Source organism: Algoriphagus kandeliae (assembly GCF_004571135.1).
Lineage (GTDB): Bacteria > Bacteroidota > Bacteroidia > Cytophagales > Cyclobacteriaceae > Algoriphagus > Algoriphagus kandeliae.
This window is the reverse complement of record NZ_SPSB01000004.1, coordinates 197851-214218: the sequence shown is the minus strand read 5'-3', so window position 1 is coordinate 214218 and position 16368 is coordinate 197851. Positions and strand designations below refer to the sequence as shown.

At 41.3% G+C, this 16368-nt stretch carries 14 protein-coding genes; 8 read left to right on the top strand and 6 right to left on the bottom strand.

The features are described from left to right. The first annotated feature begins 7 nt into the window (after positions 1 to 7). On the top strand, positions 8 to 847 hold the full coding sequence (locus E4S40_RS13170; protein ID WP_135074932.1) for a DUF3667 domain-containing protein: 840 nt from the start codon (positions 8 to 10) through the stop codon (positions 845 to 847). A gap of 33 nt (positions 848 to 880) precedes the next feature. Here E4S40_RS13170 and fabD read toward each other — a convergent pair whose 3' ends face one another. Then, a complete protein-coding gene (fabD, locus tag E4S40_RS13165) occupies positions 881 to 1756 on the bottom strand; it encodes an ACP S-malonyltransferase (protein WP_135074929.1) in 876 nt (291 codons plus the stop codon). A gap of 59 nt (positions 1757 to 1815) precedes the next feature. Beyond that, entirely contained in the window at positions 1816 to 2727 is a 912-nt protein-coding gene (locus tag E4S40_RS13160; protein ID WP_135074926.1) for a LysR family transcriptional regulator, read from the bottom strand. A gap of 85 nt (positions 2728 to 2812) precedes the next feature. On the opposite strand from E4S40_RS13160, the gene E4S40_RS13155 reads away from it, so the two are divergent. Next, entirely contained in the window at positions 2813 to 3772 is a 960-nt protein-coding gene (locus tag E4S40_RS13155) for a sodium-dependent bicarbonate transport family permease (RefSeq protein ID WP_135074923.1), read from the top strand. On the opposite strand, the gene E4S40_RS13150 is transcribed toward E4S40_RS13155, so the two are convergent. Beyond that, positions 3760 to 4188, bottom strand: coding sequence for a thiol-disulfide oxidoreductase DCC family protein (locus tag E4S40_RS13150; protein WP_135074920.1), 429 nt, complete (start codon positions 4186 to 4188; stop codon positions 3760 to 3762). The genes E4S40_RS13155 and E4S40_RS13150 overlap by 13 nt on opposite strands. Continuing rightward, positions 4185 to 6959 carry a T9SS type B sorting domain-containing protein gene (locus E4S40_RS13145; protein ID WP_135074917.1) on the bottom strand — a complete coding sequence of 925 codons (2775 nt, stop codon included), beginning with the start codon at positions 6957 to 6959 and terminating at the stop codon, positions 4185 to 4187. Before E4S40_RS13145 ends, E4S40_RS13150 begins: the two co-directional genes overlap by 4 nt. A gap of 316 nt (positions 6960 to 7275) precedes the next feature. Here E4S40_RS13145 and E4S40_RS13140 point away from each other — a divergent pair, with 316 nt between their 5' ends. From E4S40_RS13140 to E4S40_RS13115, 6 genes are all read left to right on the top strand, one after another. Further along, on the top strand, positions 7276 to 7956 hold the full coding sequence (locus E4S40_RS13140) for a succinate dehydrogenase cytochrome b subunit (protein ID WP_135074914.1): 681 nt from the start codon (positions 7276 to 7278) through the stop codon (positions 7954 to 7956). A gap of 13 nt (positions 7957 to 7969) precedes the next feature. Next, the gene (locus E4S40_RS13135) at positions 7970 to 9904 is read left to right on the top strand and encodes a fumarate reductase/succinate dehydrogenase flavoprotein subunit (RefSeq protein ID WP_135074911.1); all 1935 of its coding nucleotides are present in this window, start codon (positions 7970 to 7972) and stop codon (positions 9902 to 9904) included. A gap of 114 nt (positions 9905 to 10018) precedes the next feature. Beyond that, positions 10019 to 10768: a succinate dehydrogenase/fumarate reductase iron-sulfur subunit gene (locus tag E4S40_RS13130; protein ID WP_135074909.1), complete on the top strand. Its 750-nt coding sequence runs from the start codon at positions 10019 to 10021 to the stop codon at positions 10766 to 10768. 185 nt (positions 10769 to 10953) lie between these two features. Continuing rightward, entirely contained in the window at positions 10954 to 12399 is a 1446-nt protein-coding gene (locus E4S40_RS13125; RefSeq protein WP_135074906.1) for a sodium:solute symporter family protein, read from the top strand. Beyond that, a complete protein-coding gene (locus tag E4S40_RS13120) occupies positions 12386 to 12826 on the top strand; it encodes a GNAT family N-acetyltransferase (RefSeq protein ID WP_135074903.1) in 441 nt (146 codons plus the stop codon). Before E4S40_RS13125 ends, E4S40_RS13120 begins: the two co-directional genes overlap by 14 nt. Position 12827: 1 nt before the next feature. After that, complete coding sequence (locus E4S40_RS13115; RefSeq protein WP_135074900.1) at positions 12828 to 13901, top strand: alanine racemase; 1074 nt, start codon at positions 12828 to 12830, stop codon at positions 13899 to 13901. On the opposite strand, the gene E4S40_RS13110 is transcribed toward E4S40_RS13115, so the two are convergent. Both E4S40_RS13110 and E4S40_RS13105 read right to left on the bottom strand, forming a co-directional pair. After that, positions 13894 to 15003 carry an SO2930 family diheme c-type cytochrome gene (locus tag E4S40_RS13110; RefSeq protein ID WP_135074897.1) on the bottom strand — a complete coding sequence of 370 codons (1110 nt, stop codon included), beginning with the start codon at positions 15001 to 15003 and terminating at the stop codon, positions 13894 to 13896. The genes E4S40_RS13115 and E4S40_RS13110 overlap by 8 nt on opposite strands. After that, a complete protein-coding gene (locus E4S40_RS13105; RefSeq protein WP_135074895.1) occupies positions 15000 to 16295 on the bottom strand; it encodes a parallel beta-helix domain-containing protein in 1296 nt (431 codons plus the stop codon). Before E4S40_RS13105 ends, E4S40_RS13110 begins: the two co-directional genes overlap by 4 nt. Between the last annotated feature and the right edge of the window lie 73 nt (positions 16296 to 16368).

Sequence of the window (16368 nt, the reverse complement as noted above, 5' to 3'; positions counted from 1 at the left end):
TTCATTCATGGAGGTTCAGACTGAAAATTGTCCTGCTTGTGGTATATCTCTTCATGGCCAGTTTTGTCATCAATGTGGAGAAAAGAAAGTAAGTCCAAAGGATAAAAACTTAAGGCAGTTTTTTGAAGAATTGATCGCTTCCATTTTTGTGGCAGATGGTAAATTTTTCAAAACTATCAAACTCCTAGTATCCCAGCCCGGTGAATTGACAAGATCATTTATCAAGGGTGTACGGAAAAAATATCTTTCACCTGTTCAGCTATTCTTTTTCGCGAACCTTATCTATTTCATTTTTCCACTGATTTCAACTTTTAATACTTCTCTTTCAATCCAAATGACTGGTTTGCCCTACAGTTCTTTGATTCGGCCTGTTGTAGAGGAAAGGGTTCAGAATATGAACATAAGTATGGAAGAGTTTAGGCTGAGTTTTGAAAAGAAATCGGAATCCAACGCTAAACTTTTGTTGATAGTTTTGGTGATTATGCAGGGGGCTGTTTTGAGGTTGTTGTATTGGAAAAGAAAGGATCTTTATTTCTTAGACTTCCTGGCAGAGTCAGCTTACTTCTACAGCTTCTATATTCTAATATTCTTGGTTTTAGTACCAGGTATATTTCTATTCCTAAAGAATTATTTCAATTCCGGTTTTGGGTGGTTTTTCAATGAGATTTCTCTCAGTATAATCTTTTTTATTGCCATTTGGGTTTATGGGTTTTTCCAAATGAAGCGGGCTTTTCAGATTACAAAATGGGAGTCTGCATGGAAAAGTCTGGTTTTAGCCTTGTGGGTGATCCCTAGCTTTATCATTTACAGGTTTATTCTATTTTGGTTTTCCTATTGGATGGTATAAAAAAAAGACCTGCTAGAAGGCAGGTCTTAAATTTTATAAACCAGAGACTATTGCTTCTGGGTGGATTTTTTTGACTAATCCCTGAAGGACTTTACCCGGTCCACATTCTACGAATTCAGTAGCGCCGTCTTGTACCATATTTCTCACTGATTGTGTCCATTTTACCGGGGCGGTAAGCTGCGCAATCAAGTTGACCTTGATTTCATTTACATCTGTCACAGCTGTAGTGCTTACATTTTGATAGATTGGGCATGTGCCAGGATTAAAGGAAGTGTTCTCGATAGCCTTTTGGAGTTTTTCGCGAGCAGGTTCCATCAACGGAGAGTGGAAAGCTCCTCCTACAGGAAGTGGAAGGGCTCTTTTTGCACCGGCCTCTTTCATTTTTTCGCAGGCTATTTCGATTCCTTTGTTGGATCCAGAAATTACCAATTGACCCGGACAGTTGTAATTAGCTGGAACAACAATTTCACCTTCTATACTGGCGCATATTTCTTCCACTTTTTCGTCATCCAAACCTAGAATTGCAGCCATGGCGGAGGGATTGATTTCACAAGCTTCTTGCATGGCCATAGCTCTTTGATAGACAAGTTTTAATCCGTCTTCGAAAGCCAATACTCCATTGGCAACCAAAGCAGAAAATTCACCCAAGGAATGACCTGCCACCATATCCGGATTGAAATCAGGTGTGGTTTTAGCCAAAATTACAGAATGTAGAAAAATTGCGGGCTGAGTGACTTGTGTTTGCTTTAGCTCTTCGGCAGTTCCCTCAAACATCACATCGGTGATCCGGAATCCCAGAATATCATTGGCTTGTTCGAACAATTCCTTTGCCTTTGGATTGTTTTCGTACAGATCCTTTCCCATTCCCGGGAATTGGGCTCCCTGCCCTGGAAAAACAAATGCTTTCATGTGTTTTAATTTGGTTGGCACAAATATAGGGCTTTTCCTTCAGGCAGAGGATTGAAAGCTTAGGTCAGAAGGCGTTTAAATGCTTCCTCATGGTTTTCAGAAATCCACCGAATGAAAGCAAGAACTGCAGGAGAGTGTTTTTTTTGACGGAGCCAAACTAATTTCCAATCGGCTTCAAGGGGAAGACCCTCAACCTCCAAAATTTTAATCCTTCCCTGCGGGATTTCTTTTCGTATGGAATATTGGGATAATATCGTAGCACCCAATCCTGCCATCACAGCTTGTTTTACGGCTTCATTGGTGGCCAATTCCATTTTACTTTGAATGGTGATGTCTAGGTTCTCGAAAAATTTCTCCATCATGACACGAGTTCCAGATCCTTTTTCCCGCAAAATGAATGGGATTTTTTGCCAATTATTTTCTTCAATTAGTTTCTGATATTTTTCAGCATGTTCAGGAGAGGCGACTAAGTACCATTTGTTGTCCGCCAAAGTCAAAGTTTCCAAATCCATATCTTCCGGTGAAATAGATACCAAAGCAAGGTCGGTACTGTTTTCTTCCAGGTGAGCGAGAACTTTATATCGATTAGAAACTTCAAGGCTAATCTCCACATGAGGGTGGAGCTTCATGAATTCAGCCATGAGGTAGGGGATAATGTACTTTCCCGTGGATACCGATGAAATGCGAATTTTTCCAGCCAATAAGCCTTTCAATTCCAGCATTCGCTGCTCGATTTGTCCAAGCTCTTCAAAAATCCGATCCGTAATTTCTACCAATTCATTTCCGAATTCAGTAATGTGTACCTTTTTACCGATCATTTCTGTCAAGGGTACATCAAATTGATCCTGAAGATTCTTAAGTTGCATTGAAACAGCCGGCTGTGTCATGTCCAATGATTTAGCAGCCTTGGTAATACTTTCGTATTGGGCTACAGCATGTAGCGCTCGAAGTTGGTTGAAAGAAATGTTCATAACTAAATCTGATACAAAAGTATAATACGATCAAAAAAAATTATGTTTCTGTTTTATTTAAATTTTTTCTGTAAATCTTTGTGTTATGAATTTTGAAATTCTGATAAATAACCTGACCAATCCCAGTTTGCTGTTTTTTGTGTTGGGGATTTTGGCGGTCAAATTCAAGAGTGATTTAGAGATTCCCCCGACCTCTGCCAAATTCATCGCACTTTATCTGATGCTTTCTATTGGATTTAAAGGTGGTCAGGAACTTTCCCACAGTAATTTTGAAATGTATATTGTGTGGGCTTTGATTTTTGGTTTGGTCCTTTCCGCAGCTGTTCCTTTTTATACCTTTTTTATCCTGAAGCCTCGGTTAGGAACTCCTAATGCCGCGGCGATTTCCGCAGCCTATGGTTCTATTTCTGCTGTAACATTTGTAGCAGCCGCTTCTTTTTTGGATACGCAAGGGGTAACCTTTGGTGGACATATGGTTGCGGTGATGGCCCTGATGGAAGCACCGGCAATTATTTCCGGGGTTATTTTACTTCGAAAATATTCTGACACTAAAACTCCTGGAGGAGTTAGGGGAATTATCAAACATGCCTTTACCAATGGTTCGGTACTTTTAATTATGGGAAGTTTGGTCATTGGTTTGATTGCAGATGAGAAGCAAGCAGAAGGTATCAAGCCATTTGTGACCGATATTTTCAAAGGTTTTTTGGCGGTATTTCTCTTAGATATGGGGATTAGTAGCGGTCGAAAATTGAAAGCTTTTTTCAAAAACGGCTATTTCTCTACCTTCTTCGCGATTTTGGTTCCGCTAGTAAACGGAAGCATAGTTTCGGTCTTGAGTTATTGGATCGTACCTGATGTGGGCGATCGCTTTATTTTCGCAATTCTAGGAGCAAGTGCTTCCTACATTGCAGTACCAGCAGCCATGAAGCTAGCCAATCCAGAAGCTGATGAGGGACTCTATATTCCAATGGCTTTGGCCATCACATTTCCATTCAATATTACCTTGGGGATGCCGATCTATTGGATGATTATTCAGGCTTTTTGAGAATAAGTTTTTGGGGAAAGGAATTTCGCCTCTTCCTCAGGAGTTGGAAGTCTACAGGTATTTTTCTTTCCAAACCATCGGTATCGATTTCTTCCAATCCAATCATATATGGGATCTCTTAGCCAGCTTGGGAAAATAATGAAGATGTAAAAAGCAGGCCAAAGCCCACTTAGGTATTTGGCTATTTTTAGAGCAGCAGTACTTCGATAAAAAATTTGATCATTCTCAAGCAGAACAAGAGAATCTAAATAATCAGGCTTTACTGAATAATTTGACAATATTTTTTTTGAAAAATCATCCTGTAACGCACCTACTAGAAATCGGTTGTTTTTATCTCGTTGAAGAATAAAATCGATGGAGCTATTGCAAAGATTGCATACTCCATCGAAGAAAATTATGGACTTTGATTCATTCATCGAAGAATCTGAATGGTTCCCTTCAGTTCTTGTTCTTTTTGGCTTGGGTCCAATACGTCAAAGGTCACTTTTCCGGAATAGAAGTAGGTTCCGGCTGGTAGATCGTTACCATTTTGGTCTTTTCCATCCCATCGAATGAAAACGTCATTTTCTGAAGATTCCAAGCTATTGTATCTGAATACCTCAGCTCCCCAGCGATTGACGATGAAAATCTCCACTCCAAGAACGAAGCGAGGGCATTGAGAAAATGGATTGTCAAATGCAATAAACGTATCATTCAATCCATCTCCATTCGGCGTGAAGGCATTCGGAAGTTCATAGAATGGGCAATTGTCCACGCAGACGATATTACTTGGTTCGCTCTCATTTCCAGATCTGTCAATGGCAGTAATGTAATAGCAGCCTCGGAACGTTGTCAGATTGGATATTCTAGTAGAAAGCTCCAAAGAACTGAGTTCGGCAATAAGCTCAAACTGTCCTTCTTCTCCATCAGGCGTGTAATACAAACGATAGCCGGAAAGCTCATCATCACAATCTCCCGAGAAATCAGGTTCCCAGCTCAAATCATGATAAAATGTATTCGTATTACAAGGTTGCTCAGCCAGGTATTCCGAACAAACTGGCCCATCAAAAGTCAATACTGGAGGACAAGGAAGGCGATTGTCATCTGGTTTTGCGCAGACAATTTGTGATTTGTTTTCCAATGGATATACCAATCCTGCCACATTATAAGCTCCTTTGGTCACAACATAATAGCAATACTCAATTTCTCGTTCTAAAGGAATTCCATTAAAGCTTCCATCATCCAGGAATGTGAATCCATTTTGGGTGACATCCACCTCAGCAATCAATTCAAAGGTATCGGCATCTTGGGCATTGGCATCCGTTCTGTTTCGATATACCTCGTGCTTGTATTCACCGATGGAGTTGTTCCAAGGAACTTCGAAAGTCCAATTGAGCTCAATTGCTTGATTGATGATAGTTGGCTCAAGTCTGACAGTAGAAGCGGTAGATGAAGTGTCTATTTTGGTGCCGTTGTCTAGGAGAACGACCTTGTAATTATAGACCAAATCTTCTGTATTCAAACCGGTATCCGTAAACAGGGTATCGCTTGTTATACCCAAACTGGTTCTGTTATTGGAACCCGAAAACCCATCTTGTCGAATAAGCTCATAGCTATATGGCCCTGGGAATTGGATAGTATCGATATCATAGGGTGGGGTCCATTTCACAAAAATTTCCCCATTCTGCTCATCCGTCTCTTCGATGCTGACATTGGTAATGATTGGGACATCTACATCAATGGTGATACAGATTTCTTCAGACACAATACTTTCACCTAACCTAGGCTCTGGGAATGCTGCTACCAATCGGTAGCAATAAGTATTGCCTGGAGCTAGGCCTTCACCACCATTTAAATCGGTGAAGCTGAAGGTTTCCATATCAGTGATTCCAATCAACTCGTAGCCTGGACGAATTCCTGTTTCACAACTATCTGGTACATAAGGATCAGAATTGATTCTTCTCCAGATTTGCATTTCGCTGGCCGAATTGCCACAGACATAAGGATCCCAATTGAGCTCAACGGTTCTGCCGGTTTGTTGCTCAAGATCGTCCCATACAGGAGGTGGTCCAATTACTTTAATCCTCCAAGTACGAATATCCACCAAGGAAGGACCGGATTGAGGCTGATCCGTGATTCTTACGCGTACATCGTATTCTCGAGCACGAACGTGATTACAGACAGTTTGCCAAGAAAAATCTACGATTCCAGGTGAACTTTGAAAGGTAGGTTCCGGGCTGTAGGAAGCAGGAGAGGTGGTGATTTCCATCGGCTCTCCAAAAACTTCAATTTTGATAGGATCACCATCTGGGTCCTGACCCTGAATGATTTCTTCGATAAGCGTACCTGCTTCCACACAGAGATCAGGTGGAAGGATTAATTCCGGTCTTCTATTGTTGGAGTTTTCGATAATGATCTGCATATCGCGAACAACATATCCGATCTGCGTCCAAACTCCATCTAGCTTTCTATATTCTTTGATTCGGAATGCCACGTTAAACTGTCCCGCCGTACCTGGAGCATCCCAGATTAAATCCCCGAATAGCTCATCAATTGAAAATAGAGCAGGAGTTGCACCGGATTCCTGGTTGGTAGAAAACTCAGCGACATTGGGATCACGATAATTATTTACTGGTCTCTGGAATGCTTGCTTAGGGATATCCAACTCATAAGCCAAGCTGTCTCCATCAGGATCATAGGCTCCTGGATTGTGAATGAACCGAACGTTTACAGCTCCATTGTCTACTGGAGGAATTGTCAGTACAGGGGAATTATTTACCCCTATAAAAGGGTCAATGGTGATTTGAGTCTCTACATAGAATGGCGTATCCACCGAATTATCCATGTTCAGAGTCAAATCATTTCGATTGAACTCCTGAAAACGGATGGTATAGGTGCCAGGCCCTTGAAAAGTATGGGTGATGACGAAGGTGTTTTTTTCCACTTGAGGGGCCACAAGTTCCACCAATGAAAAATCACTCTCCGTGTTGAGTTGTTCTTCTCTTCCGTCTCCAAAGTTTATAACCCCCGGACCAAAAACTACATTGGATCGGGTGTCCGTATATCCGACTACAGTGATTCGGTATGTTAATGTTTGGACGGATATGCGTTCGGCAATGATTTCTCCCGCTCTAATATGCGTTGCCCAAGCATCACTGATAGCAAGGATTAAGAAGAAAAAAAATGCTAAGGAATATTTCAGCTTCATAATTTTTCAGTTTCCTATGATAATCAAAACTCCTTTTAGACATGAAAGGTTGGAGTTAGTCAAACGTAGGTTTTTTAGCTCTATACGAAATAAATGGAAGTAAGTAGAAATTCTGCTTAAAATCAAACAATAAAATTGAACAGGCTGTTGATTGATCAACAATTTAGCGGAAAACGAGTAGAATTTTCAAAAATTATTTAGAACGTTTTAAAATAACTTAGGGCTTTACGAATGGATTGTTTGCTAGCTGTCGGAGGCGTAAATTTGGTCCCGGTATAGAAATAAGACATTCGTTTTAACAAAAGAAAAAAATTCTATGAGCTGGGTTACAAAAACCTTAAGTAGCACCTTGGGAAGAAAGCTGATCATGGCTTTGACAGGTCTCTTCCTCATCCTGTTTTTGACAGGCCATGTTTCTGGTAACATGTTGTTGTTTAAAGGAGACGGTGGTGAGGCATTTAACAAATATGCCCAATTTATGACCACTAATCCGGCGGTGAAGATTTTGTCTTACTTGACATATATATCTGTAATCGCCCACGTGATTTATTCAATTCTCCTTACTCGCAAAAACAAATCAGCTAGACCTGTGGGCTATGCTGAGTCAAAAGCATCTACCAATTCTGCCTGGTCTTCCAGAAATATGGGAGTTTTAGGTACCATTATTCTCATTTTCTTAGTGGTACACATGCAGGGATTCTGGGCAAAAATGCACTGGGGCGATATGCCGATGGTGACCTATGAGGGAGAAACTTATAAGGATCTTTATCAGATTGTTCAGTTTGCATTCCAAAATGAAATTTTGGTAGCGGGATATGTGATTGCAATGGGATTCTTGAGCTTTCACTTGTCTCATGGTTTTGCAAGTGCCTTTCAAACACTAGGCTTGAACCATGTGAAATATTCTCCTGCTATCGAACTTATCGGAAGAATATACTGCATCGTGGTGCCGGTTTTATTCGCCAGCATGCCACTTTATATTTATTTCACTAGCTAATCCATCGTCTTTTATGATACTAGATTCCAAAATACCAGCCGGTCCTTTGGCGGAAAAATGGACCAAGCATAAGTTTAACATGAAGCTGGTCAATCCGGCGAATAAAAGAAAGTACGAGGTAATCGTGGTGGGTACCGGCTTGGCAGGTGCTTCCGCTGCAGCTTCTTTGGCTGAGTTGGGGTATAATGTAAAAGCCTTCTGTTTCCAAGACAGCCCTCGAAGAGCACACTCTATTGCTGCTCAGGGAGGTATCAACGCTGCGAAAAACTATCAAAATGACGGAGACTCAATCTTCCGTCTGTTTTATGATACGATTAAAGGAGGTGACTATCGTGCAAGAGAAGGTAATGTTTACCGACTTGCTGAAGTCTCTGTAAATATCATCGACCAGTGTGTGGCTCAAGGTGTTCCTTTTGCTCGTGAATATGGAGGTTTGTTAGCTAACCGATCTTTCGGTGGTGCGCAGGTTTCCAGAACATTCTACGCTAGAGGTCAAACTGGACAGCAATTGCTTTTGGGAGCTTACTCCGCATTAAGCCGTCAGGTAGCAAATGGAAAAGTGAAGCTTTACCCGCGTACCGAAATGATGGACGTTGTTGTTATCGATGGACATGCGAGAGGTATCGTTACACGAAATTTGATAACTGGAGCAATCGAAACGCATGCGGCCCATGCAGTTCTTCTTTGTACTGGTGGTTATGGAAACGTATTCTTCCTTTCCACGAATGCGATGGGATCAAACGTTACGGCTGCCTGGAGAGCGCACAAGCGTGGAGCGTATTTCGCTAACCCTTGCTACACCCAAATTCACCCAACATGTATTCCTGTTTCAGGTGATCATCAGTCTAAATTGACATTGATGTCTGAGTCACTTCGAAACGATGGTCGAGTTTGGGTTCCTGCTACAGTAGAGATGGCAGAGAAGCTTCGTAAAGGACAAATCAAGGCCAACGATATCCCTGAAAACGAGCGGGATTACTATTTGGAAAGAAAATATCCTTCCTTCGGTAACCTTGTTCCTCGTGACGTAGCTTCAAGAAATGCTAAATACGTTTGTGACGAAGGCCGAGGAGTGAATGAAACCGGTGAAGCAGTATTCTTGGATTTCCGAGATGCTATCAAGCGAGACGGAGAAGATGTGATCCGAGCGAAATATGGAAACCTCTTCGATATGTATCAGCAAATCACCGGGGAAAATCCATACCAAGTACCAATGAAGATTTATCCTGCTGTTCACTACACTATGGGTGGACTTTGGGTTGATTATAATTTGATGACAACTATCCCAGGATTGTATGCATTGGGTGAAGCAAACTTCTCTGACCATGGAGCCAACCGATTGGGGGCTTCAGCATTGATGCAAGGTCTAGCTGATGGTTACTTCGTGATTCCTTACACTGTTGGGGATTATCTAGCGCAAATTGGTACTAAGCCGGTTGATGCAAATCATCCTGAATTTGAAAAAACTGCTCAGGAAGTTAAAGATCGAATTCAGAAATTATTGAGTATTAACGGTACCAAGTCTGTGGACTACTTCCACAAAAAGCTTGGTAAAATCATGTGGAATGAATGCGGAATGGCTCGAACTGCAGAAGGTCTTAAAAAGGCAAAGCAGGAGATACGCGAGTTAAGAGCTGAATTCTGGAAGGATGTGAAAGTATTGGGTGAGAACGAAGAACTCAACCAAACTCTTGAAAAAGCACATCGAGTAGCTGATTTCCTTGAACTAGGAGAATTGATGATTGATGATGCTTATAACAGGAATGAATCCTGTGGAGGTCACTTCCGAGAAGAATATCAGACCGCTGATGGGGAAGCACTACGTGACGATGAAAACTTCGCATATGTAGCTGCTTGGAAATACATGGGAGATGGACAAGATGAGGAGCTTAACAAAGAGCCTCTCGAGTTTGAAAATGTGAAGTTGACGCAGCGTTCTTATAAATAATCAAGACAAAGATTCATAGTTATATGAATTGAGCATGGTAGAAATATCTATAGGAAACGATAATTCAATTCATGCGAGATTACATGTGACCTTTGAAATTTAAAAGACACAGACATGAAACTTACTTTAAAAGTTTGGAGACAAAAAAATAAAGCAGATCAAGGCGGTTTTGTCACCTATCCAATAGATGGAATTTCCAAAGACATGTCCTTTTTGGAGATGATGGACGTGCTCAACGAAGAGCTCACTGAAAAGGGAGATGATCCTATTCATTTTGATCATGATTGTCGAGAAGGTATCTGTGGTATGTGTTCGCTTTACATCAATGGAAAGCCTCATGGACCTCAGCAGACTACCACTTGTCAGCTACACATGCGCTCCTTCACTGACGGAGATACCATCACCATTGAGCCTTGGAGAGCAAAAGCTTTCCCGGTTGTAAAGGATTTGGTAGTAGACCGTTCAGCCTTCGATAGAATTATTCAGGCAGGTGGATATGTATCTGTTAATACAGGTGGTGTTCCTGATGCCAATGAAATTCCAATTCCGAAAAAGATTGCGGATGAGGCGTTCGACGCGGCCACTTGTATCGGTTGTGGAGCCTGTGTGGCAGCTTGTAAAAATGCTTCTGCTATGCTATTTACCTCTGCGAAAATTTCCCAATTGGCACTTTTGCCACAGGGTCAGGTAGAGCGTAAGGAACGTGCAGAGAAAATGATCGCGCAAATGGATGCAGAAGGATTTGGTGCTTGCACCAACACAGGTGCTTGTGCAGCTGAATGTCCAAAGGGTATTTCCCTGTCCAATATTGCACGAATGAATAGAGAATATTTCTCAGCTGTAGTGAGCAGCGAGAATATGTAATATTTTCCAAAATCGATTGAAAAGCCGGAGCGATCCGGCTTTTTTATTTTTCACTATTCTAATCTAAAATTGGATTATTGTATCAAATTTTCCCAAAAAACCCAATTTTATTTCATTTTTGGCATGAATTGATTAACTTTAAAAAATTATATTCTAAATCAAATTGATACAAATCCCTCTATATAATGCATTGGATAGATCTGGTGATCTTTGTTTTTTATATGCTGGTCATGCTCGGTGTGGGCTTCTATTTCATGAGAAAAAACACCGGTCAGGAAGATTATTACGTAGGAGGTAGAAGTATTGGAGCTTGGCACATTGGGCTATCTGTGGTAGCTACTGATGTGGGAGGAGGATTTTCGATTGGATTGGGAGGACTTGGCTTTGCCCTAGGACTTTCCGGATCATGGATGCTTTTTACAGGACTCTTAGGAGCTTGGATTGCTGCAGTTTTATTGATTCCCAGAGTTAAATCAGATGCAGCATTCTCAAAATTTTTCACTTTCCCCCAAATTATGGGGCATTTGTATAATTCGACTACAGCGAAAGTAGCTGCGATCATCTGTTTTTTGGGCTATTTAGGATTTACGGCTTCTCAGCTTTTGGCAGGAGCCAAATTAGCTTCAGGTACATTTGAAGCATTGGATATTTCCACAGCGCTTCTAATAATGGGAGTAATTGCTGTAGTATATACAGTAATGGGCGGTTTGAAAGCTGTTATCTATACAGATACAGTACAATGGATCATCTTGATGTTGGGATTGATGGTAATCGGAATTCCTATGGCCTATAGTTATGTAGGTGGTTGGAAAGAAATTCAGGCTACACTTCCTTCCGAGTTTTTCTCCTTTTCCAACTTGACCTGGCAAGATTTGGTGAATTGGGGGATTACGATTATCCCTATTTGGTTTGTTGGAATGACACTTTACCAGCGGATTTTTGCAGCCAAGGATACTAAATCAGCAAAAAAAGCATGGTTTATTGCAGGTTTATTTGAATGGCCCATCATGGCTTTTATGGGTGTTTCCTTGGGTTTGCTTGCTCGGGTAGCTGTCGAACAGGGAATTTTGAAAGGAGCCTCTGCAAGTATGGATCCTGAAATGGGTTTACCGATTTTGTTAAGTCAAATCCTTCCCGCGGGGATACTCGGACTTATGATGTCAGCCTATTTTTCGGCAGTTCTTTCTACTGCTGATTCCTGCTTGATGGCTGCTTCTGGAAACTTGACAACGGACTTAATGGGAAAGGTAATCAGTAAATGGTCCCACCGAGCAGAAGTCCGGATTTCTCAGTGGATTACCCTCGCTATTGGAGCTGTGGCACTTTTATTGGCTTGGCAAATGAACGAAGTTCTGAGTTTGATGTTGTATTCATATGCCTTTATGGTTTCCGGTTTGCTTGTTCCTGTCATCTTTGGTCTCTTTTTTAACAAGAGTAATCCAAAGGCAGCTATCAGTTCGATGGTTATGGGAGGAGGGCTTACAGCTGGATTAACCTTTGTCAATAGGGAAATGCCTTTAGGTTTGGATCCAAATATTTTCGGGCTCCTACTTTCCTTAATGACCTTCTTATTGATTGATAGACTTGAACCTCAACCAAAAACAAAAACACATAGATATGCTAAAATTTGAAACCCTCTCCGCAATTGATAATGCCACCTTTCTTCAGAAAAATGAGATCGCAGATTTTCTGGTGAAGCATTTGGGGAAGTATGGGGATCCGAAGGAACATATCATGAAGTGCCTGGATTATGCGCTAGACCATAGCCTTCATGCAGGTGGTTTTGTGATCATTGCGAGGGAAAATGGAAAAATCGTCGGAGCCTTGGTAATGAATCATACGGGCATGTCTGGCTATATCCCTGAAAACATCTTGGTATATATCGCTGTAGATGCCGCTCAGCGAGGAAAAGGTATTGGTGCTAAAATCATGGAAAAAGCACTCAAACTGGCAAAAGGTGATGTTGCTCTTCATGTAGAGCCTGATAATCCTGCTAAGCGACTTTATGAACGTCTTGGATTTACAAACAAATACCTTGAAATGAGATTGAAAAAGTAAGATGGCCTACCTAACACTCAATAAAACCAAACTCAAAGAAAACTATGAATTCCTGAAGAATATCTTTCAGGAAAATGGAATTGCCTGGGGAGTGGTTTCTAAGTTGTTGTGCGGTAACAGACTTTACTTACAAGAGCTTATTAATCTTGGGGTCACTGAAATTCACGATAGTCGTATCAGTAATCTGGCAATGGTGAAGCGCCTGAATCCCGATGTGCAGACTGTTTATATCAAGCCTGTATCCAAGCGCAATGTGGGTAAAATGGTGGAGTTTGCTGATGTCAGCCTCAACAGCGAGTTGGAGACCATTCATTGGATCAGTGAAGAGGCAGTTTTGCAAAAGAAAAACCATAAAATCATCATTATGGTGGAGACAGGTGATCTTCGCGAAGGGGTGATGGGAGAGCAGCTGATTGATTTTTACTCTCAAGTCTTCAATTTGCCAAATATTGAAGTGATTGGCTTAGGGACCAATTTGAATTGCCTTAATGGAGTAATGCCTTCTACTGACAAACTCATCCAATTGTCTTTGTATAAGCAGATCATTGAATTGAAATTCAACAAAAAAATCCCATGGGTTTCAGCAGGTACTTCCGTGACCATTCCATTGATGTTGACCCATCAATTACCTAAAGGAGTCAATCACTTCCGGGTAGGAGAGACATTGTTTTTTGGAGTGGATTTGTTTGAGGAAAAGGTTATAGACGGGATGCATGGGGATGTGTTTGAACTTCATGCTGAAATCATTGAAATGCAGGAAAAACCCATGCTTCCGGTGGGAAACCTTGCTGCAAATCCTCAAGGAGAAGTAGCCGAAATTGATGAGGAACTCTATGGACAGACCTCCTTCAGAGCTATTGTGGATATTGGACTTCTTGATGTAGATCCCAAATACTTACTTCCTACTGACAATTCTATCGAAATTTTGGGTGCTAGTTCCGATATGTTAATTATGAACCTTGGGGATAATCCCAACAAATACAAGGTTGGAGATATACTGACTTTTGATTTGAAATACATGGGGGCTTTGGGAATCCTGAACTCCAACTATGTCGACAAGAAAGTCATCAGTTAGGGCTGGAATCCATGGAATTGATCCAAGTTCGAATCAGTTCAACTCCTTCCTTGTGGATAGTAGTTCTTCCAATCTCCGGCATGGCTACTCCTACTTCAGTGCTTTTCATTCGGTGAATCAAAATTGATTCGTCTGCTTTCCCAGGAACTATGTCAAACTGAAAACTTCCAGCTCCATTTCCCGCAGCGACCGGAGTTTTGTTTATTCCCAATTTAAGTGGATCAGTTTGGTCAAACCCTAGGAAAAGTCCGGATGTGGAGGCTGGTCCTTCTTCCCGGTGGCAATGAGCACAATTGATATCCAAATAGGCTTTAGCGCGTTCTGCTAGGGGAAGGCTTTCATTGGAATAATCAACAATTTTTGGATGTTCATTTTCGCCTAAGAAACCTTCGAGTTTTCCCACATTGGCCCAATAAGCCAGTTGATTAACGGACTCTCCTTTTATCTTCTTTTCTGAGTTTAGATGCTTGACTTCGACTCCAAGAGGATCGAGTTTTTCATTTTTATTATGGCAAGTCTTGCACTGGTTTTTATTGGGAATCAGATAGTTGATTACCTGGTCCTTTCCTTTTTCATCGCGATAGGTCACTTTTGTTTCTCCCCCAACTACTTTTAGTATTGCATCAGTTTGGCTGTCATTCCAGATATATGGAAAAGCTTCCCAACCATTTGCTTGATGAATCATCAAACGGGTTTCAATAATTCGTCTTTCTCCGGTTGGTTTTGAAAAGTCTTCAGGATAATAAAAGTTTTTGACTAAAACAGACCCTTCTGGTAAATCCAATTCATCGCCGGATATTTTTGCTTTTTCTCCTTCTGGAATCCAGACAAACCTGGATTTATGGGCGTAATCGGTGAATAGGGAAGAGGCAGGCTCGTAGGGAATGAGACCCTCAATTGGTGAAAGATTTTTCAGATCTCCTTCAAAAAACCCATAAGTTGATAGCCATCGATAAGGGAAATTCCCATCTGCTTCTTCCGAATCTTTTTGAGGATCAAAGGATATCATTGATTCCTCATTTGATTCTTTTTTACAGGCAGAAAAAGCAAGGAGGAAAATAGCTCCAAAAAGGGCGGGGTAGAATTTGATTTTTCCTTTCATCGGCTAGCAATTTCAGTTACATCCGTTTCTACAGATACATTGCATTGAGTAAAAGGAGCTACATCCGGATAGCTTTGAATGTCATCCTCTCCCTGACTCAGGTCAAATCGAGTAAATAAAAGATCCTTAATTCCCGGTTCTGAAATACAGATATTCATTGGATTTCCTTCAATATCCTTTCCTCTGCCTTCATCAAAAATCCCATCATACACAATATCCTGAGTTTTTGCTTTTCCATGAGCATTGTACAAACTGATCAATTGTCCCAATTCATGGGTCAGGTCAGGCATGCCTTTGCTTCGATCATAGGCATTGTCATGAATGTAAATGTCCGAGGTGTAGGGTGACCAATTGGGGGCATCTGTTGGGAAGCCTGTAATCTGATAACTGGCTACTGCAACCCCCACTGTTTTATTTCTCAAAATCTCATTATCGTAGACTTCCACTTCTTTAGCGGCTAAAAGCACAACTCCCGATCCCGGGGGAATCATCGTCACGGTATTGCCATTTGGTCCTTCTCCCATTGGAGTCGCGAAGTTTTTATGGTTGTTTTCGATGATCCGATTATTATAAATTTTCGTTCCTTTTCCATCGGATTTTGGAAGGCCGGGAAGGTTGAAAACCAAAATGCCACCGGAATTATTTCGTGCTGTATTCCCAAAAACCTCCGCATTATCACAGTTCTCGATTTCTATCCCTGCCACATTTCCATATGCCAAAGAGTTTTTGACTATGATATTTTCAGATTGTCCCACATAGATACCAGCATCCCGCGAATGGGCTGCGATGCATTCATCGATCATTACATTTTTGCACTGAACTGGGTAGAGAGCATAGGTCCCATTTTTGGATTTATTTCCATGCGTCCAAGTGACGTGTACTTTTCGAAGGGTTAATCCATCGGTATGCTGGGCTTTGATTCCATCTCCCGGTGCATCTTCGATGGTTAAATCTTCAACGGTAATATTTTTTCCTACAATCTTCATCCCTTCACCACCGGTTTTCAAATTCCGGAAGGAAAGCACCGTCTTTGTCATCCCTGCACCTTTGATGGTGATGTTTTCCTTGCTGTCTAGAATTAGTTGCGTTTTCAAATCAAAAAATCCTTCGCCAATCTCAATAGTTTGATTGTTTTCAGCTAGAATAAAATCTTCAACCACTCCTTCCACTTCTTCGGCAGTTCGCTTGGGAAGTAAACTCGAGTCAAAAAGCTGTTCATGGCTCGTTTCCCAACAAGCCTGAATGAGCAAGATAAAAAGAAGTAAAACTGGATAAGAGGAAGACTTTTTCATAGTGGGCGGGTTTATAGGGAGGATAATTTCAAATCTAAGTTTTTCCCCTGAACCCTACCTTGACAAAAGTCAA